The following is a 22,282-nucleotide window of genomic DNA, read 5'->3' as shown; positions in this document are numbered from 1 at the left end:
ATGGACCGCCTCACCCGGGTGCCGGGACTGCTGTACGGCGGGGACTGGAACCCCGAGCAGTGGCCCGAGCAGGTGTGGGCCGAGGACGTGAAGCTGATGGCCGAGGCCGGGGTCAACCTGGTCACCGTCGGCATCTTCTCCTGGGCCCGCCTCCAACCCGGCCCCGACAACTGGGACTTCTGCTGGCTGGACCGCCTGCTCGACCTGGTCCACCGGCACGGCATCGCCGTCGACCTGGCCACCGCCACCGCCTCCCCGCCCGCCTGGCTGGTCCGCGCCCACCCCGAGTCGCTGCCCGTCACCGCCGACGGCGTACGCCTGGAGTTCGGCTCGCGCCAGCACTACTGCCCCTCCTCACCCGCCTACCGGCAGGCCGCCGTCCGGCTCACCCGGACCCTCGCCGAGCGCTACCGCCACCACCCCGCGCTCGCCCTGTGGCACATCCACAACGAGTACGCCGACCACGTCGAGGAGTGCTTCTGCCCCGCCTCGGCCGCCGACTTCCGCCGCTGGCTGCGCGAACGGCACGGCACCATCGAGGAGTTGAACCGCTCCTGGGGCACCGCCTTCTGGTCCCAGCACTACGACTCCTTCGCGCAGATCGAACCGCCGCGCACCGCACCGGGACCGGTCAACCCGACCCAGCTGCTGGACTGGCGCCGGTTCTGCTCGGACGCGCTGCTCGCCCTGCACCGCGCCGAGAAGGCCGTCCTGGACGAGGTCTCACCCGGCGTCCCGGTGACCACCAACTTCATGTCGATGCTCAAGGCCCTCGACTACTGGGAGTGGAGCCGGCACGAGGACCTCGTCTCCGACGACGCCTACCCCGACCCGGCAGACCCGCGCGCCCACGTCAACGCCGCGATGAACTACGACCTGATGCGCTCGCTCAAGGGCGGCCGCCCCTGGCTGCTGATGGAACAGGCCCCCTCCGCCGTCAGCTGGCGTCCGGTCAACCTGCCCAAGCCCCCCGGCCTCTACCGGCTCTGGTCACTCCAGGCCCTGGCCCGCGGCGCCGACGGGGTGCTGCACTTCCAGTGGCGCGCCTCGGTCGCCGGAGCCGAGAAGTTCCACAGCGCGATGCTCCCGCACCGCGGCACCGCCTCGCGCGGCTGGCAGGAGACCGTCGGCCTCGGCGCCGAACTGGGCCGGCTGGGCGAGGTCGCCGGCAGCCGGCTGCGCGGACAGGCCGCCGTGCTGCTCGACTGGGACAGCTGGTGGGCCCTCGAACTGGACGACCACCCCTCCGCCCGGATGCGCTGGCCCGAACTGCTCCGCCCCTGGTACGCGGCGCTGTACGAGCGCGGCATCACCGTCGACTTCCTCCCGCCCACGGCCGAGCCCGACGGCTACCCGCTGCTGCTCGCCCCCAACCTCTACCTGCTCGACACCGCCACCGCCGACCGGCTCACCGCCTACGTACGGGACGGCGGCCGGCTGGTCTGCGGCCCGTTCAGCGGCATCACCGACCGGCACGACCACATCCACCCCGGCGGCCACCCGGGCCCGCTGCGCGAACTGCTCGGGATCGTGGTGGACGAGCACTGGCCGATCCCCGACGGCGCGACCACCGCCGTGCGCCTGAACGGTACGGACCTGCGCGCCGAACGCTGGAGCGAGTGGATCGAGACCGAGCGCGCCGAGACCGTCGCCCGCTACCACTCCGGCACGCTGGCCGGCCGTCCGGCCGTCACCCGCAACCGGCTCGGCGCCGGCAGCGCCTGGTACCTGAGCTGCCACCTCGGCGCCGACGTCGGCCCGGTGCTCGACCTGGCGCTCGCCGAAGCCGGAGTGGGCCCCGAACTGCCCGGCCTGCCCGACGGCGTCGAGGCCACCCGCCGGCACGCCGTCGACGGCACCGGCTACCTCTTCCTGCTCAACCACGGCCCGGACGAACACCGCGTCCCGCTCCGCACGCCCGGCACCGACCTGCTCACCGGCGCCGAAGCGGCCGACGCCGTCACCCTCGCACCGCTCGGCGCCGCCGTCCTCCGACTCCCCGCTGCCGCCCAGGAGCGCGCATGAACCCGCTGTCCCGCCGCCACTTCCTGGCCGGCTCCGCCGCCCTCGCCACGGCCGGCACCCTCGCCGCCGCCCCGGACGCCCACGCGGACGCCCACACGGACGCCCCGGACGAGGCCGCACGGCCCGACGAGCGCTACGCCGACGTCCTCGACCTGCACGGCACCCCCGCCCAGGCCTACCCCGGCGACGCCCGCGGCAACAACCCGATCACCGTCTTCGCCGACCTCGGCGCCTGGCACGCCTACGCCCTGCCCCGCCCGGCCGATCCCCAGGGTGGCTTCACCGGCCCGCTGTACCTCGCGCAGGAGTACCCCTGGTGGCTCAGCGACGGCCTGACCCGCCTCCAGCTCACCGAACAGGGCCGGCCCCTCGACCTCACCGCCGGCGCACCCGTACGCGGCACCTCGCTGCCCGGCCTGTTACGGCTCACCCACGACCTCGGCGCCGGCCTCACCCTCACCCTGGACCTGCGCTTCGCCGGCCCCCGCACCGCCCTGCTCCGGGCCCGGCTCGCCAACACCGGCCCGGCCGTCCGGACCCTGACCGCCGCCTGGACCGGCCGGCTGCTGCGCCCCGCCGGCGGACCGCAGCGCGAGGCGCCGACGCTGGCCGCCGCCGAACGCGGCGTGGAGGTGCGCTTCGCGAAGGTCCGGCAGACCTGGGACTACCTCACCGACGGCACCGAGCGCTTCGCCGTCCGCCACGCCCGGCCCGTCCGGGTCGTGCTGAGCGTCGACGGCGACGACCACCGCACCGAACTCGCCGAGCCGGTACGGCTGGCGTCGGGGGAGACCCGCAGCCTGGACTGGACCGAGAGCTACACCTTCACCGAGGCCGAGTACGCCCGGGCCGCGGCGGAGGCCGAGACCGCGCTGCGCGCCCCGGAGCGGGTCGCGGCGGAGGGCACCGCCCGCTGGCAGGGGTACGTCACCCGGGCCACCGAGGGCGTCCCGGCCGCCCGCCGCCGCACCGCCGTCAAGTGCGTACAGACCCTGGTCACCAACTGGCGCAGCCCGGCCGGGCGGATCCGGCACGACGCCGTCACCCCCACCCTGTCCTACAAGTGGTTCAGCGGGGTGTGGGCCTGGGACACCTGGAAACAGGCCGCCGGCACCGCGGCCTTCGCGCCCGGCCTGGCCGCCGACCAGATTCGGGCGGTGTTCGACCACCAGGTCCCTGCGGGCGCGGCCGGGCGCCCGCAGGACGCCGGCATGGTCCCCGACTGCGTCTTCTACAACGACCCCGGCACCGGCGGCGGCAACTGGAACGAGCGCAACTCCAAGCCCCCACTGGCCTCCTGGGCGGTCTGGGAGGTCTACCGGCGCAGCGGCGACCGCGCCTTCCTGCGCGAGCTGCTGCCCAAGCTGACCGCCTACCAGGACTGGTGGTACCGCACCAGGGACCACCTCGGCGAGGGCTTGTGCGAGTACGGCGCCACCGTGGACCCGGCCAACGACACGGCCGAGGCCTGCGTGGAGGCGGCGGCCTGGGAGTCCGGCATGGACAACGCCCCGCGCTTCGACGCCGCCACCGTGGTCCCCAACCGGGGCGCGGACGGGACGCTGCTCGGCTGGTCGCTCGACCAGCGCTCGGTCGACCTCAACGCCTATCTGGCCGCCGACCACCGCCACCTGGCGCTGATCGCCGCCGAACTCGGCGACCGGGCCGGAGCCCAGCGGCTGCGCACCCGGGCGGAACGGATCGACGCCGCCGTGCGGGACACCATGTACGACCCGGCCACCGGCTGGTTCCACGACACCGCGCTCGCCACCGGCGCCCGGCTCACCGCCAGGGGCCGCGGCATCGAGGGCGCGATCCCGCTGTGGTCCGGCACCGCCACCGCCGCCCAGGCCCGCACCGTGCGCCGGCTGCTGCTCGACCCGGCGGAGTTCGGCACCGCGATGCCCTTCCCGACGGTGGCCCGCAGCTCGCCGTCCTTCGACCCGGCCGGCTACTGGCGCGGCCTGGCCTGGCTCGACCAGACCTACTTCGCCGTCGAGGGGCTGCGCCGCTACGGCTGGGAGCAGGACGCCCGGCGGACGGTCGAGCGGCTGCTGGCCACCGCCGCCGGGTTGACCGGGGACGGCCCGGTGCGGGAGAACTACGACCCGCTGACCGGGGAGGGGCGCAGTTCGGCCAACTTCAGCTGGTCGGCGGCACTGCTGCTGCCGCTGCTGCGCGGCTGAGCGGCCCCGGCTCGACGGCGGGGGCCGGAGGCGGGCCCGGAGGCGCTGCCCGGCGGCTTCGGCTCCGGCCCGCCGGCCAGGCGTGATCGGGGCATGGTGGAACGGGCCTGGAGGCGTTGTCGAGCGGCTTTGGCTCCGGGCCCTCCGACCAGGCATGATCGGGGCATGGTCGAACGAGTCATTGCAGCGTGTGACGGAGCAGCCAAGGGCAACCCCGGTCCGGCGGGCTGGGCCTACGTGGTGGCGGACGCCGCCGGGGTGCCCCAGCGCTGGCAGGCCGGCGCGCTCGGTCACAGCACCAACAACGTGGGCGAGCTGACGGCGCTGCGGCAGCTGCTGGCCGCGACGGACCCGGCGGCGCCGCTGGAGGTGCGGCTGGACAGCACCTACACCCGTGACTCGGTGACCAAGTGGCTGAAGGGCTGGAAGCGCAACGGCTGGAAGACGGCGGCCGGCAAGCCGGTCGCCAACCAGGAGCTGATCCAGGCGATCGACGCCCTGCTGGAGGGCCGGGACGTCACCTTCGTCTACGTGCCGGCCCACCAGGTGGACGGCGACCCGCTGAACGCGATCGCCGACAAGGCCGCCAGTGACGCCGCCCGCACCCAGCAGGACGCCTCCGGCACGGCCGCCGACCTGCCGGCCCCCGACCCGGCCGCCGCCACGAAGGCGCCCAAGGCGCGCGGCGCCCGTACCGCCTCCGCGTCCTCCGGCGGCACCGGTACCGGTACCGGCGGAGGGGCCAAGCGGAGCGGGGGCTCGCGCACCCTGAACGCCCGCTTCCCCGGCACCTGCCCGTGCAGCCGCCCGTACGCCAAGGGCGACAAGATCACCAAGGTGGGCGGCTCCTGGGGGCACCCGGAGTGCGCCGCCGCCCACGCCTGAGCACCCCGGGCCACGCCTGAACGGCGGGCCGGGAACGCGTGACCGGCCGTCCGTGGGGTGCGGTCGGCCGGTCACGGGCCGGGCTTACGCCGGGGAGGGGGAGCCCTTCTGGGCGATCCCCTTGATGTCCTGGTAGGTCAGGCCGGCCCGGTTGAAGGCGCGCGCCTCGGTCTCGGTGATGCCGAGCCCGGCGAGCTCCTTGAGCTGGGCGTCGGTCAGCGGCGGCGCGATCGGGAGGCCGCTCGGGGCGTCCTCGTCGGCGAGGTCCTCCCCGGCGCGCGCGGTGGCCATGCCCAGCACCGCGTCCAGCAGCTGGTCGTCGCTCACCGTGACCGCGTCGGCCGGGGCCTGGACGTTCGGGGCCGCCTGGTTGAAGGCGAGCTTCACCGGGAAGTTGACGCCCGGTTCGACCTTGTCGGCCAGCTGGGCGAAGTCGAAGGTGGCCGAGGAGAAGGCGCCGTTCTTCAGGTAGAGGTCGAGGCCGATGGTGCGGTCCGGCACGTCGCTCGGGGCCTGGTCGGGGAAGTCCCCGAGCTGCTTCGGGAACTTGCCGGACAGCGGCTTGACGGCCTTGTACATCTCGTCGACCAGCTGCCGGGCCGGGGCGCTCACCCAGAGGTGCTCGGCGCCGTCCTTCTTGCCCTTGTCCTCGTACGTGACGGTGCGGCCGAGCACGTCCTTGAGCGAGTTGAGGATCTGCCGGCCGAACTCCTGGTCGGCGCCGGGCGCGGCGCTCGGGGCGGCCTTCCGACCGTCGGACTCCTTCGCCTTGTCGGCGAGTGCCTGGAGGTCGAAGGAGAGCCACTTGCCGTCCAGCACGTCGCCGACCGGCTTCAGCTTCTCGGGCAGGCTGCGGCGGAGCTCGTCCACGGTGGACGGGTCCTCGCCGACCAGCTTCAGCAGGCCCTTGGCGTCGGCGTGCAGGTACCCCTTGGCGTCGACCTGGCGGTACTCCAGCAGCGCGGTGCCGCTCCGGTCGGCGAACACGTAGGAGACGCGCACGGACTTGTCGAGCGTCAGGTCGGTGTTCTTGCCGTCCTTGCCGGCGTTCCTGAAGGCCTCGATGTCCTTGAGCGGCTTGTCGGCGGAGACCGCGACGGAGAGGGAGAGCCCGGAGATCGCCTTGGCGGTCTTCTCGTCCATCTCGCCGCCGCGGCCGCGGGCGGCGTCGACCAGGCCGCGGCTGCCGTCGTGCTCACCGGAGTTGGCGAACGCGGCGACCTGCTCGGGGGTGGCGTCGATGGAGAGGGTGAACCCGGCCGACTTGGCGTTGCCGACCTTGTCGAAGGCCTTGGACACCTTCTGGGCGGCGGTGAGCTGCTCGACGGTGCCGCAGGCGGCGAGACCGGTGGCGAGCACCGAGGCGGTGACGGCGACGGGCATCGCGCCGCGGGCGGCCTTGCGGATGGCGGTGTTGATGGTGCGACTCCTGTTGATCGGGTCTGCTCGGCAGAGCGGACCGGTCCCTCCCCTGTGACGCGCAACGTCACAGCGTTTGCACATGTGATCACATTATCGGCAAGGGGTCACACGAATTTTTAACCGGGTCTTTAGGCGACGACCGAACCATCCGGCATCCGAACCGCCCGGCATCCGAACCGCCCGGATCGGACGCCCGTACGGAAGTCGTACTGGTTACCGACCATCGGTAAGCGATCGGTAAGAGGCCTTGCCTAAGGTCGGGTCCGACGGCACAGGACGGGGGACGCGCCCGGTTCCAGGACCCGGTCGACAGGTCCCGTCCCGCCCCTCAGGGGCCGCCGGTCGGGTCCGCGCAGGGGACGGACCCGGCCGGAGTGCCGTTCCCCGTACGGTCGTCGGGGCCCGCCGCGGGGGCGTCTTCCAGCTCGCGGGCCTCGTCGAGCACGCGCGCGGCCGACTCGGACAGCCCGGCAGCCCGGTAGGCCCGGCCGAGCGCGCGCAGCGCCCCGGCGAGGAAGGAGCGCCAGCCGCGGGCCCGCCACACGAGGACCGACTCCTCCAGGTGCGCGACGGCCGAGGCGTGGTGGCCCTCCGCCAGGTCCAGCTCGCCGAGGATGCCGAGGGCCTGGGCGAGGTGGTGCCCCAGGTCGAACCGCCGGGCGATGGCCAGCGCCGCCTCGGCCGTGCCCCGGGCGCGGCCGTCGTCGGTGGCCGCGTAGAGCGTGGCGAGGTAGAGCAGCGAGAACGCCTCCACGTAGCGGTCGTCGAGGGAGCGGGCCATGGCGAGCGAACACAGCAGCAGCTCGACCCCGCGCTCCACCTGGCCGGCCCGGCCGTGGGCGGCTCCCAGGAACTGGATCGCCGTCGCCTCGAAGCGGGTGTTGCCGATCAGCCGGGCCAGCCGCAGCGTCTCCGTCAGGTGCTCGATCGTCCGGTCGAGGTCCGTCTCCCCGTAGGCGATGGCGATGATCTGGTGCGCCCGGGCCTGGCCGCCCGGGTGGTCGTGGGCGGTCGCGAGGTTCAGGGCGCGGCGGCCCGCGTCCAGGGCCTCCTGTTCGCGGCCCTGGGCCACCAGGCTCCAGGCGGCCAGGACGAGGGCGTCGGCGGTCCCGCGCGGTTCCCCCACCTGCTCGAACAGCTGCCGCAGGCGCCGCGCGTGGTCCTCCAGGGCGACCATCGTCTGGGTGCCGTCCTCGACCCCGACCGTCGTGCCGGCGTCCTCGGCCGGGGTGGTCCAGGTCGTCACCTCGATGAGGCCCCGGGTGAGCACGGCCGCGCCCAGGCCGTCGCCGGCCGTCCGGCAGACCTGGAGGACGGTCAGGTGCGTGGTGCGCCAGTCGTCGTACAGGCCGCGGACGTCGCAGTACTTCTCCTGGCAGGCGGCGAGGTCCCAGGCCATCGGCACCATGCGCAGCGTGGCGGCCTGCCGGGCGCTCGCGTTCAGGGCCTGCTGCTCCGCGTCGAACCAGGCCATCGGGTCGTCCAGCAGCGCCGCCGCGACGGCGGACGGCATCGGGTGGCGGGGCGCCTCGCCGTGGAGCGGAGCGAAGCAGGGCCCCGGCACCTGGTCGGCCGCCTGCTCGGCGAGCCAGAGCCAGGCGCCGAAGGCCCGTTCGAGCGCGGCGGCGCGCGCGGCCGGTTCGTCCGCGGCCTCGGCGTGCTCCCGGGCGTACAGCCGGACGAGGTCGTGGAAGCGGTAGCGCAGGTGCGGCTCCGTCCCGGCCTCCTGGAGGAGCTGGGCGTCGATCAGCTCCTCCAGCTGCCGCTCGGCCCGTTCCAGCGGGATGCCGGCCATCGCCGCCGCGGCCCACGGCGCGAAGTCGGGTGCGTCGAGCAGGCCGAGCAGGCGGAACATCCGGCGGGTCGGTTCCGACAGGCGGGCGTAGCCGACGGCGAAGCCGGCCCGGACGGCCAGGTTCCCGGCCGACAGTTCGTCGAGCCGGCGCCGTTCGTCGCGCAGCAGGTGGGCGAGCCGGGCCAGGGTCCAGCGCGGCCGGGCGGCCAGCCGGGCCCCGGCGATGCGGACCGCCAGCGGCATGCCGCCGCACAGGTCGACGATCTGGGCGGCGGCCACCGGCTCGGCGGCGACCCGGTGGTCCCCGAGGATGCGGCGCAGCAGCGTCCGGGCGTGGGTGGCGTCGAGTTCGTGGAGGTCGACGAGCCGGGCACCGGGCAGGGCCGTGAGCGCGGCGCGGCTGGTCACCAGGACGGCGGGGCGGCCTCCGTGGCCGGGCCGGCTGTTCCGGCCGTCCCGGCCGTCGTTCGGGATGTCGTTCGGGGTGCCGGCCGGGTGCGCCGGTGTGCCGGGGAGCAGCGGGCCGATCTGCTGCTCGTCGGCGGCGTTGTCCAGCAGGACGAGCGTGCGGCGGTCGGCGAGCAGGGTGCGGTACAGCGCGGAGCGCTCCTCCAGGGAGGCCGGGATCTCCCTGGGGTCGGCGCCGAGGGCGCGCAGGAAGGCGGCCAGGACGTTGGCCGGGTCGGCGGGCGACTCGTCGGCGCCGCGCAGGTCCGCGTACAGCCGGCCGTCCGGGTAGTCGACGGCGGCGCGGTGGGCGGTGTGGACGGCCAGTGCCGTCTTGCCGATGCCGCCCATGCCGGCGATCACCGGTACCCGGCCGGCCGCCAGGGTGTCCAGGACGAGCCGGACCTGGTCGTCGCGGCCGGTGAAGTCGGTGATGTCCCGGGGGAGTTGGGAGGGCACCCGGGCCTGGCGGGGGTCCGCGGGGGTGCCCTCGCGGTCCTGGGCGAGCAGCGCGAGGAAGACCTTCTGCACCTGCTCGCCCGGTTCGATGCCGAGTTCCCCGGAGAGCCGGCGGCGCAGCGTCTGGAAGCGGCGCAGGGCCTCGGCGGCCCGGCCGTCCGCCGCCAGCAGCTCCAGCAGGGCGGTGTGCACGGGCTCGTCGAACGGGTGCTCCTCGGCGAGCGCCGTCACGGTGGCCAGGGCGGTCCGGCACCCGCCGGTCGCCAGGGCGGCCCGGGCCTGGGCCAGGACGGTGGCGCGCACCGCGCCCTCCACGGACGCCACCAGCGGGTCCTCGCGGTTCACCCGCTCCAGCCCGGCCAGGACCGGGCCGCGGCGCAGGGCGGCCGCCGCCGCTGGGTCCCCGTCGGCGGCGAGCGCGCGGAACCGCGCCAGGTCCACCGCGTCCGGCCCGGTCACCAGCCGGTACCCCTGGGCGTCGGAGTCCAGGGCCACCGTCTCGTCCCCGAAGCCGCCGAGCCAGGTGCGCAGCCGCGACATCCCGGTGTGCACGGCGCCCCGGCCGATCCGGTCCGCCTGCCCGGCCCACACGAGGTCCACCAGCCGGCCGACGGGCAGCCGTTCCCCCTCGGCGAGCAGCAGGGCGCCCAGCAGCCCCCGCAGCACGGTGGCCCTCGGCAGCGGCTGCGGCACGCCGTCCACGGCGACCGTCAGGGGGCCCAACAGCCCGAACGTCATCTTCATTGCTTCAGTCCCTCAGAGCTCACGACCGCGCCGGAGCCGGGCCGCGCCGCCCGCTCGGGCGGCGACCGCCGGCGCCGACGTGACCACGACACTAGTCCGGACACCGAGGAACGGAGGCCACCGGCCCTGCGGGAACCGTTCGGAGGGGCCTCAGGCCAGGGCGCTGCCCAGGAGGGGGATCAGCCGGTCCCGGCCTCACCGCGTGGCGAGAACCCGGTGGACAGGGTGACCTGCGGTTCTGTTGAATTCCGGCATGAGCCACGTTGCCAACGTCATGATCTCCGTGAACTTCGTCGACCGTCCGGGCGTCGAGGAGCTCAGCGGGTGGCTGCGGACCGCCGCCCCGCGGCAGGGCTACGGCCCCGGCGAGGTCGGATGGGTCGGCTACCTCAACGAGACCACCGGCAGCGACACCCGCTGGGGCGGCGGCAAGTACCCGGAGTGCGACGTCTACGCCGGCGCGCTCAACCACGCGGACCTGTCCGGGCTGGTGGCGCGGGTCGAGCGGATCACCTGGGAGGAACCGCGGTTCGTCCAGCTGTTCGTGATGGACCAGGACGAGCAGTACTTCCGGGTGTGGATGTTCCACGGCACCGAGCTGCGGCAGCTCGTGCCCGAGGGCCGGGAGGAAGAGGCCTCGTAGGGCAGGTGATGCTCCCGGACACGGGTCGGCCCGGCTCCCGTCGGGGGAGCCGGGCCGGGGTACGGGCCGGGGTGTACGGGTGGCTAGCGCTGCTGCATCATGACGACGCCGACGCCGACGGCACTGATGACGATCGTGGCCAGCACCGCGATCACCGTGGGTGTCAGCCGGTCCCTGAACTGCTTCTCCGGCCGGACGCGCTGCGTCGGATCGGTGCTGTACTCCCACCAGTTGACGACCCGCTGGAAGTTCACCTCGAAGTCGCTCAACGGGTAGTAGGTGCTGGTCTGGAGGCCCGGCAGCGAGCGCCGCCTCCCGTCCGTCGCGTGGAACCGGGCCGCGGACGAGCTCGTGCCGTTGCCCTTGGTCTCCCGCACGTCGATCCAGCGGATCTCCTGCCAGGAGTAGGTACGGCCGCGGCCGAGCCCCCAGCAGATGGTGATCCCGTCGGCGCCGACCCGGCTCCAGGAGCGCAGGGAGATGGCGAAGCCAGGGATGACCAGTGCCAGGGTCCCGGCGACGAGCAGGATGGTGGCGACGGCGCCGAGCTTCAGGTAACCGAGGACGAGCTGGGTCACCACAAGGAGGATCAGCGGCGCGAGATTGGACCAGGAGGGGCGGAACATGTCTTTCCCCCGGAAGATCAGTTCGTTCACGCGGCGCACACTACGCCCCCGCGAACCCGGCCCCGAAGGGGGGTCGGGTTCGCGGCCGTCGCCCCGTCAGGGCAGGTAGTACGTCAGCAGGTCGGCCGTCAGCGGCGGGAACAGCGCCCGGTACGGCTCCTCGTCCCCGCGGACGTAGACGTCCGGTCGGATGCTGCTCAGCCCCTCGATCCCGCGCGGCCCGAAGAGCAGTGGCGCCAGCTGGTCGGGTGCCACACCCACTCCGCCGTCCGGGCCCGGGCGCTGCATCGTGCCGCCCGTGACCACCTCGCCCAGGCCCCGCTCGCCGACCGGGATGCGGTAGTGGGCGCGGTAGGTGGAGATCAGCAGCTCGCGGCCGGTGAGGTCCGGGCCGGCGGCGGTGAGGCGCTGCCACAGCAGCGGGCGCAGCCGGTCGAGCAGCGCGGCCGGGTCGGGGACGCGGACGTAGTACTGCTCCGCCTCGGGGCGCGGTGTGTGGTCCAGCAGCCCGTGCCAGACGGTGGCGGGCAGGGTGCCGGGCCTGTGCACCACGTGGAGCTGCGCCTCGGGCGCCAACGCGGCCACCCCGGCCAGGAGTTCACTCGCGGCCCGCTCGTCGACGGCGGCCGCCTCGGCGAGGTGGAACTCGCCGTCGTCCACCGGGGTGGTGCGTGCCGTCGCCACCACCAGGCCCGCGCGCTCGACGACCCGCAGCGTGGTCGCGTCGTGCGCCAGCAGCCAGCGCCAGCGGCAGGGGGAGTGGCCCATCGCGACGTCGAAGCCCCGCTGCGCCTGCTCCTGGAGCGCGGCCAGGGCGGGCAGGTCGGCGGCCCGGGCGGTGCGCAGCGCGGTGGCGCCGTCGACGGACCGGAGGTCGTGTACCGGGCGCGAGACCGGGATGTCGATGGTGTACTCGTAGCCGAACAGCCGGTAGAAGTACGGGATTCCGATCATCACCTGGACGACGTGCCCGCGTGCGGCGGAGCGGGCGTGCGCCCACTGCACCAGCGCCCGGACCAGGCCGCGGCCCTCGTACTCCTCGTCGGTGGCGACGAGTTCGATCTGCCCGGCGGGCAACCGGACGCCGCCGAGGCGCAGTTCCTCGTCCAGCAGGGTGGCCGTGGAGACCACCCGGTCGCCGTCGACCACCACCGCGCAGGCCGACCAGCCGGCGTCCGCGTCCTCGACCACCAGGCGGTGGTCGAGCGCGTCCTCCGGGACACCGCGCTCGGCGAGCAGGGCGCCGATCTGCTCCAGGTCGCCGGGCCTGGACTCGCGCAGCAGCAGACCACCGGGCAGCGGAACGGACAGGGCGAAGGGTTCGTCAACGGCCATTCCCGGACCTTCGCACCGGCGACCGCCGCTGTCCACGGAGTTTTGCCGAACCGGCAAGGCCCCTGTGGTTCCTGAGTCGACCGGGGACCACAGGGGCCCCGGGGTCACACGGTGCTCGCGATCCACCCGACGGTCTCGGAGGTGTGCGGCCCGTCGGACAGCGCCCTGCCGCTGCCCACGAGCTCGTTGAAGCGGATCTTGAAGCCGGTGGTGGTGACGTCGGCGATCCGCACGCCCGGGGTGTCGGGGCCGTTGAACGTCTGGACGAACGGCACGACGATCACCGTCGTGTTGCCGGGGAACGGCGTGGGGAAGGTGACCTGGGTGAAGGTCGTCGTGGCCCCGCCGGTGAGTTCGGTGGCACTGGTGGAGTTCAACTGGAGCTTGCCGGTCTGGATCAGGCTCATCGCTTCTGCCTTTCGCTCGACTGCCGCCGGGCCGCGTCCGGTTGACGGTCACGCGCCCGGCGGCACGGGCGCTGCCTCGGTGCGAGGCAGGCACGGGTGAGATGCCCGCGTTGGTCCGTGTTTAGAGCGGATACCGCCGGTTCAGGGCATCTGCTACCAGGCGGAGCCGCGCGGGGAGGGGGTAGTGCGGCGGCCCCGTGCGGCAGTTCGCGGGCGTCCGGCCGAACTCCGCGACAGGATCGGCACGCCGGTGGAGCGTCAGCACGGCAAAGGACTCGTAAAAGGCTGTTCCGAGGCCTACGGGTGCCTGCTGCCGGGCCTCCCCGGCCCGTCCCCCGTGGTCGGTTCGTGCCTTTCGTGTGCGGGAGTTGGCGAAATCGTGTCCATCGCGGGGCGGCCGGGTTGACCGTGGCCACGACCGGACGGTTGGCTCGGCCGGAGCGAGCGGGAATCCAAGGGGAGGGGAGCCCATGAGGACGACGACGGTAGGGGTGGCAGGTGCCCTGGCGGCCGCACTGCTGGCGGGCGCCGGAGCACCGGCGGCGCACGCCCGGCCCGCGCCCGCGTCCGCGGCCGGGTCCGCGACCGCCTCCACGGCCGCGCTGATGGACGGACCCACCGTACGGGTGAACGTGAGCCCCGACGGCACGCCCGCCGACGACTGGTCGGAGCCGCTCGGACTGAGTGCCGACGGCCGCTACGCCCTGTTCACCTCGCTGGCCTCGAACCTGGTGCCCGGCGACACCAACCGCCTCTACGACGTCTTCGTCCGCGACCTGTGGACGCGGCACACCGAGCGGGTCAGCCTCGCCGACGACGGCGCGCAACTGGACGGCTCCAGCAGCCAGGCGGCGATCAGCGCCGACGGCCGGTACGTCGCCTTCGTCAGCGACGCCGTCGACGCCGTCCCCGGGAACGGCGGCGGCCGTACCGACGTCTACGTCCGGGACCGCCGCACCGGCCACACCGAGCTGGTCACCGCGGGCGCCGGCGCCGGGAACTCGCTCAGCCCCGCGATCAGCGCCGACGGCCGCTTCGTCGCCTACTCCTCGGACCGCGCCGACCTCGCCCCCGGGGCCCGGGCCGGCACCTCCAACGTCTACCTGACCGACCGCGGGGCCGGTACCACCAGGCTGGTCAGCACGGGGCAGGGCGGCGCCCCCGCCGACGGCGGCTCGGTGGAGCCCTCGCTCAGCGCCGACGGCAGGACCGTCGCCTTCCGCTCGAAGGCCGCCAACCTGCTGCCGCCCGCCCCGGCGGCCGTGAAGCCGCCGCCTACCCGGCAGCTGTTCCCGCTCTACGTCCACGACACCCGGACCGGCCGGACCGAGGGCGCGAGCGTCGACCCGGGCGGCACCCTGCGCGACACGGCGCGCCAGGCGCGGCTGAGCCCCGACGGGCGGTACGCGCTGTTCCGGGTGTTCCAGCCGGACCAGGGCGGCGCCACCAGGGTGGCGCTCTACGCCCGCGACCTCCGCACCGGCACCGTCACCGAGGTGGCCGCCGCCGGCACCCAGCCGGCCGTGATGACGGCGGACGACCGCTGGGTCTACTTCGCCTCGGACGACGCCGGCCTGGTGCCCGGCGACACCAACGGTGCCACCGACGTGTTCCGCCGGGACCTGCGGAGCGGCCGGATCGAGCGGGTCGCCGAGGCCACCGGCCCGACCGCCGCGCCCGCCGTGGACGCGCTCGGCACCACCCTGCTGTACGGCGCCCTGGACGGCACCCGCGCCGACGTCCTGGCGCGCTACCTGCCGCTCTTCTGACCGGCCGGCGCACCCTGCGGGCGGCCCGCCTCCCGCAGGGTGCGGTGTGCCGAGGCCAGGGTGAGCAGGCCCCACAGCACGGCGAGCGCCGCGCTGACAGCAACCTCCGACGGCCGGCAGGGCCGGCCGGTGACCGTCCGTCAGGGCGGCGACGCCGGTGTTACCGACGAGTTCACCGAATGCTCGCCCGATGTCTTGCGGACCGTGCCGAGGGCTGAGTTGGATACACAACATCCCTCGACCCGACGGGTCCACGACATCGCCCCCACGGAGCCCCGATGCCCCTGTCGTCCGTCCGCCGCGCCCTCGCCGCCGGAGCCGCCGCCACCGTCCTCGCCGTCCTCGGCGCCGTCCCGGCCTCGGCCGAGAGCGCCCCGGCGACCGCGCCGCCGCTCGACGTGCTGACCTACAACACGTTCCTGATGAGCACCTCGCTCTACCCCAACTGGGGCCAGCAGTACCGGGCGCAGGCGATCGCCTCGGCGGACTTCTTCCAGGGCCACGACGTGGTCGTGCTGGAGGAGGCCTTCGACAACGCGGCCTCCGACGCGCTGACCGCCAAGGCCTCGGCCGCCTACCCGTACCACACGCCGGTGGTCGGCCGCTCCACCGGCGGCTGGGACGCCACCTCCGGCAGCTACAGCTCCACCACCCCCGAGGACGGCGGCGTCACCCTGCTCAGCAAGTGGCCGATCCTGCGCAAGGAGCAGTACGTCTTCAAGGACGCCTGCGGCTCGGACTGGTTCTCCAACAAGGGCTTCGTCTACGCGGTGCTGGACGTCGACGGCCGCCGCACCCACGTGGTCGGCACCCACCTCCAGTCCACCGACTCGGGCTGCGCGAGCGGCCAGGCGGCCGACATCCGGGCCAGGCAGCTCACCGCGATGCGGGGCTTCCTGGACGCCAAGCGGATCCCGGCCGACGAGCCGGTGCTGGTCGCGGGGGACCTCAACGTCGACTCGCACGGCTCCGAGTACCAGGCGCTGCTGACCAACGGCAACCTCGCCCCGGCCTCCGCGCGCACCGGCTGGCCGTACTCCTTCGACACCGTCGACAACTCGATCGCCGCCTACCGCTACCCGGGCGAGCCCAGGGAGGACCTCGACTACGTCCTCTACCGGGCCGACCACGCCCGCCCGCAGCAGTACACCAACCAGGTGGTCCGGGTGCACAGCGCGCCCTGGACGGTCAGCAGTTGGGGCAACAGCTACACCTACACCGACCTCTCCGACCACTACCCGCTGGTCGCGCGCTGACGCGGGGCGGGCCCTCGGGCGGCGCGCCGGGTGTGGGATGCGTCACCGTCCCGCCCGGCGGGCCGTTCGGCCCCTTACGATCCTGAACGCCGAGGTCGGGCGCCGTCGTACCCCGGCGGCGCCCGCCCGGCAGCCAGCGATCCGGCCCGAGGAGAAGCGCACGTGACCACCCCCAACGCCGCGCCCGACAGCTACTACCAGCGCACCGGCGAGAACACCTACAAGCCCACCGTCCACGCGCAGGGCGCCTGGCACCCCGACGAGCAGCACTTCAGCCCGCTCGGCGGCCTGATCGTGCACGCCATCGACAGGTACCGGGCCGATCGCCAGAGGGCCGGCCGCCCCTCCGGCGGCCTGGCGCTGGCCCGGATCAGCTTCGACATACTCGGCCTGATCGCCCTGGAGGAGTCCGAGATCACGGTGGAGACCGTCCGGCCCGGGCGCACCATCGAGCTGATCGAGGCGACCGTGACGATCGGCGGGCGCGCCGTGGTCCGGGCCCGCGCCTGGTTCCTCGCCGAGCTGGACACCACCGCCGTCGCCGGGACCCACGACGAGCCGCTGCCCGCGCCCGAGGCGTTCGAGCCCTGGACGATGGCCGGGGTGTGGGGCGGTGGCTACATCTCCTCGATCGAGGTCCGCCGCCGGGAGACCGGCCCGGGCCGCGCCGCCGCCTGGCTCGCCGGCCCGGTCGAGCTGGTCGCGGGGGAGCCCAGCGGCCCGCACGCCTCTTTCGTCAGGCTGGTGGACACCGCCAACGGCATCGCCGTGCGGCAGAGTCCCACCGAGTGGATGTTCCCCAACACCGATCTGACGATCCACTTCCACCGCCGCCCCGAGGGCCCGTGGACCGGCCTGGACGTCAGCGTCAGCTTCGGCCCGGCCGGGCACGGCATCACCAGCACCGTGCTGCACGACGTCCACGGCCCGCTCGGCCGGGCCGAGCAGATCCTCACCGTCCGCCCCATGAACGGGAGTTGACGGCGCCTGCGGTGCGGCCGGCCGGCCGCACCGCAGGCTCGTGCGCTCAGCCGGAGAGCGAGTCCATGAAGGAACTCACCGAGAAGACCGCGTTGCCGGGACCGGCCGGGCCGTAGCCGGGCGGAGAGGAGAGGCCGAACTCCTCCAGGGTGGCCCGGTAGGTCCGCAACAGCCGGATGTGGTACTCCAGCGGCGCACCCTGCGGGTTGGCCTTGCCCAGCGGGGTGGTCGGCTCGGGGCACCAGGTGGTGAAGCGCGGGACCACGCCGTGGGACATGAAGAAGCGCAGGCCCTCCTCGGTGGAGGCGATCGCCTCGTCCACCGTGGTGAAGCCGAAGGGCTCGGCCATCTCCACGCCCGCGACGAAGTTGGGGATCACGTTCTCGGCGCCGAAGACCTCGGTGGAGTCGAGGATCCGGCGGTGCCACTCGTCCCGGCCGACGTAGCGCTCCTTGCCCGGGCAGTAGAGTTCGAACAGCCGCTTGTCCCACACCTCGAAGTTGGGGTGGTAGATCTTCACGCCGTAGTCGTGGAAGCGCTGCACGTCGTCGCGGGGCAGCGCCTGGGCGACCACCTTGCCGATCCAGCGGCCGGGGAAGCGCTCCTCGATGGCCTTGGCGTACTGCCCGTAGAAGTCGGCCTCGTCCCGCCCGCCGACCTGTGAGGTGATCGCCCCGCCGGTGAGGGTGTACGCCTGGGAGGCACGGGCGGTGTCGTGCTCGTCGATCAGGGCCAGCGCCTCCAGCACCTCCTCGACCGGCTTGACGCCGGTGTACGGGCGGCCCGCGGCCTTGTGCTGGCGCCAGTTGTGGTTGATGTCGCAGTACTGGCACTCCTCCTTGGCGCCGAAGTACTGGCAGACCCGGAACACCGTGAGGTAGATCAGGTAACCCCACTGGATGGTCGGGGCGACCTCCATCACCGACTTCCCGTTGGCCAGGGTGTGCCGGTAGTAGTCCGGCATCGGCGGCAGGCCGACGTCGGCGATCCGCGCGCCGTCCAGGTAGAGGCCGAGCGTGCCGTCCTCGCCCGCGCCGACCCGGTACGGCGAGTCCGGGTTGACCCGGACCGACACCACGGTGCGGCGCAGCCCGTACGGTCCGCCGGTCAGCACCACCTCCTCCGGCGGCCGGTTGAGCGCGGCGGCGCCCAGCTCGGGCAGGGTCCGGTGGTCGAAGGAGAAGATGAAGTACGACTTGGGCTTGACCTCGCCGCCCCCGTCGGCGCCCGTGCTGCCGCTGAGCGCGGACTCGTCGAAGGCCATGCCGCCGCGCAGCAGGTCCTCCTTGATCACCGCCTCCCTGGGCACGTCCGGATAGCGTTCCATGAGCGCCTCGACGAGGGCGGTGCGGCTGCGGGCCTGGCTCTCCATGCGCTGTTCCTTCCTGGCCCCGCTGGTCCACGGCGCCCCGCCCATTCTCGTCCCCCTTATGCGCGTGGCCGGGCACCGGGCCCGGCCGGGGGAGGGCAACCTGTCCATCCTGCGGCCCGGCGCGGCCTCGCGCCTCGGCCCGGGGTCCCCCGTGGGACGGGACTCCGGACGTAGGGCGCGCACGGGGGAGGGGCGTGCGCCCGGCCGTGGCCGGACACACGCCCCGGACTTTCAGCGCTGCCGCGGGATCAGGGCAGGTTGACGAACCGGTGGGAGGCGATGTTGTGCCAGAGCCACTCACCCGCGCCGTTCCCGCCGGACCCGAACTGCCAGTCCTTGAGGTTGGGCAGGCCCGCCCCGTTGTAGACGCCCCGGCCGGCTCCGCTGAAGTTGCTGTTGTAGTACACCCAGACGTCGTCCAGGTTCCCGGGGTAGCGCATGTTCCACAGGGACTCCGCGGTGTTCTTGCACCAGGACCAGTTCGCGTCGACCGACCAGGACTCGCACTCGTTCTGGTACCCGGTGTTGTAGTAGGCGTGCAGCCGGCCGTCCGCCGCCAGGGCGGGGGCCGAGGCCGGTCCGCTCGGCGCGGCCTCGGTGGCCTGGGCGGCGTGCGGGGCGACGGTCACGGCCAGGGCCGCGGCGACGGCCGCGCCGGCGAGCAGGGTTCGCAGGGACTTCATGGGATGTCCTCTCCGGTGGGTTGGTTGCGGGTGCCGGCCGGCCTCCGTGTCGACGGCGGCCGGCTGGTCCGGTGGGTGGGTCAGTGGCCCGGGTCGGCCGCGACGACCGAGCGGGCCCGGGGCAGTGCCGCGAGCCGCAGCCGCTGCCAGGTCTCGGCGTCCGACCGGTACTGCTGCCGCAGTTCCGCGTCGTACTTGCGGTCCAGGCGCCCGGCGGTCACGGCCAGGCCGGAGCTCTCCGCGCACTCGGCCTCGGCGACGGCCAGGGCGGTCTCCTGCTCACGCGGCCAGGCCTGGCTCCGGGGCGGCTGGGCCGCGCGCAGCGCCGCCGGGTCGGCGTAGTCGTGGCCCGCCGCACGCATGCAGGCCGCCCAGCCGCGGGTGGGCCCGGCGAGCTCCTGGTCGGCGGTCACCTTCTCGCCGCGGAGCGAGGCCAGGGAGTCCATCGTCACCCGGGCCTGGAACCAGGCCGCCAGGTCCAGGTACAGCGTGCGCTGGCCCTGTGACGTGCACCCTTCGGGACTGCGGGTGATCGGCATTCCGTCCGGGGTGCGGGCGGTGAGCCCCTCGGCCCGCGGGCCGTTGGCGGCGGCGATCGCGGGGGCCTTCCGGTCGGCTGGGAGGCTCTCGAAGTAGTGCTGGTTGGGGTCCTCCGTCCGGACCTCCTCCAGCCGGCGTTCGATGTCCCTGCCGTAGCCGTGCCGGGCGGCCCACCCGACGTCGTCGATGACGTACGGGAACTCCCTGGCCTCCGGCACCGGTCGACGGGTGACCGGCTGGTAGACGAAGCCCTTGGCCCGCATGCAGTCGCGCAGCAGGAGCTGCTCGGCGGAGTGCAGCAGGTCCTCCTCGGCCGGCGTCAGGTCGCGCAGGTCGAGGCTGCCCTGGGTGGTCGGTGCGGCCAGTGGTGCCGCCCCGGCCGGATCGCTCGCGCCCCGGGCGGGCTGAAGGACTCCGTAGGCCGCCGCGGCGGTGGCGCCCACGGCCGCGGTGAGCAGGGCGACGGCGGTCAGGACCCGACGGCGCCGCCCGTGGGCGGGGCGACCGCCGCTCTCGGGCCCCGCCGGTCGGTCGGCGTCCTCCGTCTCGGGCATGGTGCTTCCTCCTTCGCTCGCTCGGTGGGTGGGGCGCGCCGGGGGGCCGGCCCCGGGAGACCGTCCGCCCGCTTCCCCGGCTGTCGGTGGAGCCGCGACGGAGCCCGGGTGCAGGATCGGTCGAGGCCGGTGACCGGGCGTGACGGATCCTCCGGAAAGGACGCTGGTCATGCCCGTTCGTACCGTCGCGCTGCTGCCGGGCCGGTCGGGGACCCGGTGGCGACTCCACCGTGCGGGCTGTTCTGATTGTCCATCAACAAGAGAGTCGAAAGGCCCAGGTGAGCGGCGGACAATCCGGGTCGGCCGCGGACAGGACAGGGGGCGCGGGATGGGGAGTGCGGGACGCCCGCAGGGGCGGCTCAAGGGGGAGACCGAGCAGGCGAACGCCCTGGCCCGGTTCGTACGGGAGTTGACGCACGGAACCACCGGTCCGCTCCGCCCGCTTCCCGCCCGGCGGACTCCGGCCTTCCCCGCGGCGGGTCCGCGGGCGCCCGCCGGCGCCGGGCCTCCCGGACCGGCATGGCCATGGGGGCGGCGGGAGCGGTCCTGGTCGCGGCCGTGGCACTGGCCGGGGTCCTGGTGGGCCTGCGGGTGGGCACGCCGGCGCCCTCCCTCGTGGGCCCGGGCGCGCAGGCCGCCGGCGCCCGACTCGGAGCGGAGGCAGGTGCGGCCCCGGCGCCCTTCGCACCGGGGGCGGACAGCCCGGCAGTGGACAGCCCGCCGGCCGGCGGCCCGTCGGCACCGGCCCCGAGCGGGACACCGGCCGGGCCGTCGGCCGCGTCCGCACCGAGCGGTAGGCCCTCTCCCGCCACGGGAGCGGTGACCGTGCCTCCCCGGCAGGCCGAGGCGGCACCCCGGTCCGCCGGTGCCGACACCCCCTCGGCACCAGCCGCTCCGACCGTTCCGTCCGCTTCGACCTGGCCCGGCGAACCCCCGCCGTCCTCGCCGCCCACGAACCCCACACCCACCCGGCTCGGCGGCACCCCGCTGGTCCCGCCGACGGGACCGGTGGTGATCAGGAACGGCAACAGCCGGCAGTGCGTGGCCACGCCCGGCGGCAGCCGGGACGAGGGCCAGACCGTGCAGCAGTACCCCTGCGGCGACTACCCCGACCACTTCTGGGAAGCCCGGAAGACCTCCACGGACGCGGGGGGCGACACCTACTACCGGATCGTCAGCTACAACAGCTCGCTGTGCCTCTCCGTCCGGGACCACAGCACCGACGCCGCCGCCCCGGTCGTCCAGTCGGCCTGCGGCAGGGATCCAGGACAGACCTGGCGGATCGAGCAGTGGCCGCACGGCAACCGCTTCGTCAACGGCAACAGCGGGCAGTGCCTCGCCGTCTCCTACGGCAGCGTCGCCCCGCAGGCGCCCCTGATGCAGTACCCGTGCGGTGACTACCCGGACCACTACTGGACCTACGGGCCGCGCCGGTAGCGGTTCAGGACACGGCCAGGGTGACGGCGAAGCCGTGGTCGGGGATGTCGAGGAAGCGCCGGTTGAACCGGACGAAGGGCTCGATGAGCAGGTCGACGAAGACCAGGAAGGCCACCGTGCCGATGCCCACCGGACCGCCCAGCAGCCACCCGCAGACCAGCAACACCCCTTCGACCAGGCCCTTCGCGCACCAGAACGGCCAGGTCCAGCGGTGCCGCATGGTGATCGCCAGCAGGTCGATGGCGCGGATGCCGAAGCCGCTCATGATGATCAGCGCCGAGGCGTAGGCACACAGCAGCGCGCCGAGCAGCATCAGCGGGTAGTTCCGCAGACCCAGCCAGTCGGCCGGGCGCAGCCACTGGAAGAGGTCGATCAGGCTGCCGCACAGGAAGAAGGTGACGAACGGTGAGACGACCGGACGCTTCCCGTTCCACGCGGACCAGACGGCGATGCAGACGATCGCGACGACCGCCTGGCAGATGCCGATGGTGAGCGGCAGGTGCCTGAGCACGCCGAGGGAGAAGACGTCGAGCGGGTCGGTGCCCAGGTCGGACCGGATGAAGCAGTGGGCACCCAGCGAGAAGACCAGACAGCCCATCAGGTAGACCAGCCCCCTGGGGGCCAGCTCGGCCGGCCGCAGGGGGTGTCGGTTCGGACCACCGCCGGAGGGACGGTGCGCGTTCATGGGGATCCTCCACGGGGACGGCGTCCGGCAC

General features: G+C 74.1%; 17 protein-coding genes. 8 read left to right on the top strand and 9 right to left on the bottom strand.

Going from position 1 to position 22,282, the window contains the following annotated elements; all coding sequences use genetic code 11:
* The 3 genes from ACIQOW_RS09620 (at position 1) to ACIQOW_RS09610 (ending at position 5,096) form a co-directional block, all read left to right on the top strand.
* A complete protein-coding gene (locus tag ACIQOW_RS09620; protein WP_401081874.1) occupies positions 1-2,025 on the top strand; it encodes a beta-galactosidase in 2,025 nt (674 codons plus the stop codon).
* Positions 2,022-4,211: an MGH1-like glycoside hydrolase domain-containing protein gene (locus ACIQOW_RS09615; protein ID WP_401081871.1), complete on the top strand. Its 2,190-nt coding sequence runs from the start codon at positions 2,022-2,024 to the stop codon at positions 4,209-4,211. Before ACIQOW_RS09620 ends, ACIQOW_RS09615 begins: the two co-directional genes overlap by 4 nt.
* Before the next feature lie 165 nt (positions 4,212-4,376).
* A complete protein-coding gene (locus tag ACIQOW_RS09610) occupies positions 4,377-5,096 on the top strand; it encodes a ribonuclease H (RefSeq protein WP_401081868.1) in 720 nt (239 codons plus the stop codon).
* A gap of 84 nt (positions 5,097-5,180) precedes the next feature.
* Here the strand turns inward: ACIQOW_RS09610 and ACIQOW_RS09605 are convergent, their stop codons facing one another.
* Together ACIQOW_RS09605 and ACIQOW_RS09600 are read right to left on the bottom strand one after the other, a co-directional pair.
* Positions 5,181-6,479: a hypothetical protein gene (locus ACIQOW_RS09605; protein ID WP_401081865.1), complete on the bottom strand. Its 1,299-nt coding sequence runs from the start codon at positions 6,477-6,479 to the stop codon at positions 5,181-5,183.
* Between the two features lie 367 nt (positions 6,480-6,846).
* The gene (locus ACIQOW_RS09600; RefSeq protein WP_401081862.1) at positions 6,847-9,963 is read right to left on the bottom strand and encodes an ATP-binding protein; all 3,117 of its coding nucleotides are present in this window, start codon (positions 9,961-9,963) and stop codon (positions 6,847-6,849) included.
* Between the two features lie 253 nt (positions 9,964-10,216).
* Between ACIQOW_RS09600 and ACIQOW_RS09595 the strand changes: the two genes are divergently transcribed.
* On the top strand, positions 10,217-10,606 hold the full coding sequence (locus tag ACIQOW_RS09595) for a squamosa promoter-binding protein 15 (protein ID WP_401081859.1): 390 nt from the start codon (positions 10,217-10,219) through the stop codon (positions 10,604-10,606).
* An 83-nt stretch (positions 10,607-10,689) separates the two neighbouring features.
* Here ACIQOW_RS09595 and ACIQOW_RS09590 read toward each other — a convergent pair whose 3' ends face one another.
* From ACIQOW_RS09590 to ACIQOW_RS09580, 3 genes are all read right to left on the bottom strand, one after another.
* Entirely contained in the window at positions 10,690-11,262 is a 573-nt protein-coding gene (locus ACIQOW_RS09590) for a hypothetical protein (RefSeq protein ID WP_401081856.1), read from the bottom strand.
* Between the two features lie 66 nt (positions 11,263-11,328).
* Positions 11,329-12,567 carry a GNAT family N-acetyltransferase gene (locus tag ACIQOW_RS09585; protein ID WP_401081853.1) on the bottom strand — a complete coding sequence of 413 codons (1,239 nt, stop codon included), beginning with the start codon at positions 12,565-12,567 and terminating at the stop codon, positions 11,329-11,331.
* A 104-nt stretch (positions 12,568-12,671) separates the two neighbouring features.
* Positions 12,672-12,974 (bottom strand): hypothetical protein, encoded by a 303-nt coding sequence (locus ACIQOW_RS09580; protein ID WP_401081851.1) that lies wholly within the window; start codon positions 12,972-12,974, stop codon positions 12,672-12,674.
* Between the two features lie 470 nt (positions 12,975-13,444).
* Between ACIQOW_RS09580 and ACIQOW_RS09575 the strand changes: the two genes are divergently transcribed.
* The 3 genes from ACIQOW_RS09575 to ACIQOW_RS09565 all read left to right on the top strand — a co-directional run bounded on the left by ACIQOW_RS09575 (position 13,445) and on the right by ACIQOW_RS09565 (position 16,980).
* A complete protein-coding gene (locus ACIQOW_RS09575) occupies positions 13,445-14,743 on the top strand; it encodes a TolB family protein (protein ID WP_401081849.1) in 1,299 nt (432 codons plus the stop codon).
* Positions 14,744-15,021: 278 nt separating this feature from the next.
* A complete protein-coding gene (gene sph / locus ACIQOW_RS09570; RefSeq protein ID WP_401081846.1) occupies positions 15,022-15,999 on the top strand; it encodes a sphingomyelin phosphodiesterase in 978 nt (325 codons plus the stop codon).
* A gap of 162 nt (positions 16,000-16,161) precedes the next feature.
* A complete protein-coding gene (locus ACIQOW_RS09565) occupies positions 16,162-16,980 on the top strand; it encodes a thioesterase family protein (protein WP_401081843.1) in 819 nt (272 codons plus the stop codon).
* A 46-nt stretch (positions 16,981-17,026) separates the two neighbouring features.
* Here ACIQOW_RS09565 and ACIQOW_RS09560 read toward each other — a convergent pair whose 3' ends face one another.
* The 3 genes from ACIQOW_RS09560 to ACIQOW_RS09550 form a co-directional block, all read right to left on the bottom strand.
* Positions 17,027-18,352, bottom strand: a complete 1,326-nt coding sequence (locus ACIQOW_RS09560; protein ID WP_401081840.1) for a radical SAM protein — start codon at positions 18,350-18,352, stop codon at positions 17,027-17,029.
* A gap of 248 nt (positions 18,353-18,600) precedes the next feature.
* On the bottom strand, positions 18,601-19,035 hold the full coding sequence (locus tag ACIQOW_RS09555) for a hypothetical protein (RefSeq protein ID WP_401081837.1): 435 nt from the start codon (positions 19,033-19,035) through the stop codon (positions 18,601-18,603).
* A gap of 80 nt (positions 19,036-19,115) precedes the next feature.
* A complete protein-coding gene (locus tag ACIQOW_RS09550; protein WP_401081834.1) occupies positions 19,116-20,129 on the bottom strand; it encodes a hypothetical protein in 1,014 nt (337 codons plus the stop codon).
* An 825-nt stretch (positions 20,130-20,954) separates the two neighbouring features.
* Between ACIQOW_RS09550 and ACIQOW_RS09545 the strand changes: the two genes are divergently transcribed.
* Complete coding sequence (locus ACIQOW_RS09545; RefSeq protein WP_401081831.1) at positions 20,955-21,566, top strand: RICIN domain-containing protein; 612 nt, start codon at positions 20,955-20,957, stop codon at positions 21,564-21,566.
* Between the two features lie 4 nt (positions 21,567-21,570).
* On the opposite strand, the gene ACIQOW_RS09540 is transcribed toward ACIQOW_RS09545, so the two are convergent.
* Positions 21,571-22,251 carry a YitT family protein gene (locus tag ACIQOW_RS09540; protein ID WP_401081828.1) on the bottom strand — a complete coding sequence of 227 codons (681 nt, stop codon included), beginning with the start codon at positions 22,249-22,251 and terminating at the stop codon, positions 21,571-21,573.
* Positions 22,252-22,282 lie beyond the last annotated feature (31 nt).

Origin of the sequence: Kitasatospora sp. NPDC091335 (assembly GCF_044757205.1) — a bacterium.
Classification (GTDB): Bacteria; Actinomycetota; Actinomycetes; order Streptomycetales; family Streptomycetaceae; genus Kitasatospora.
This window is presented reverse-complemented; position numbering and strand designations above follow the sequence as displayed.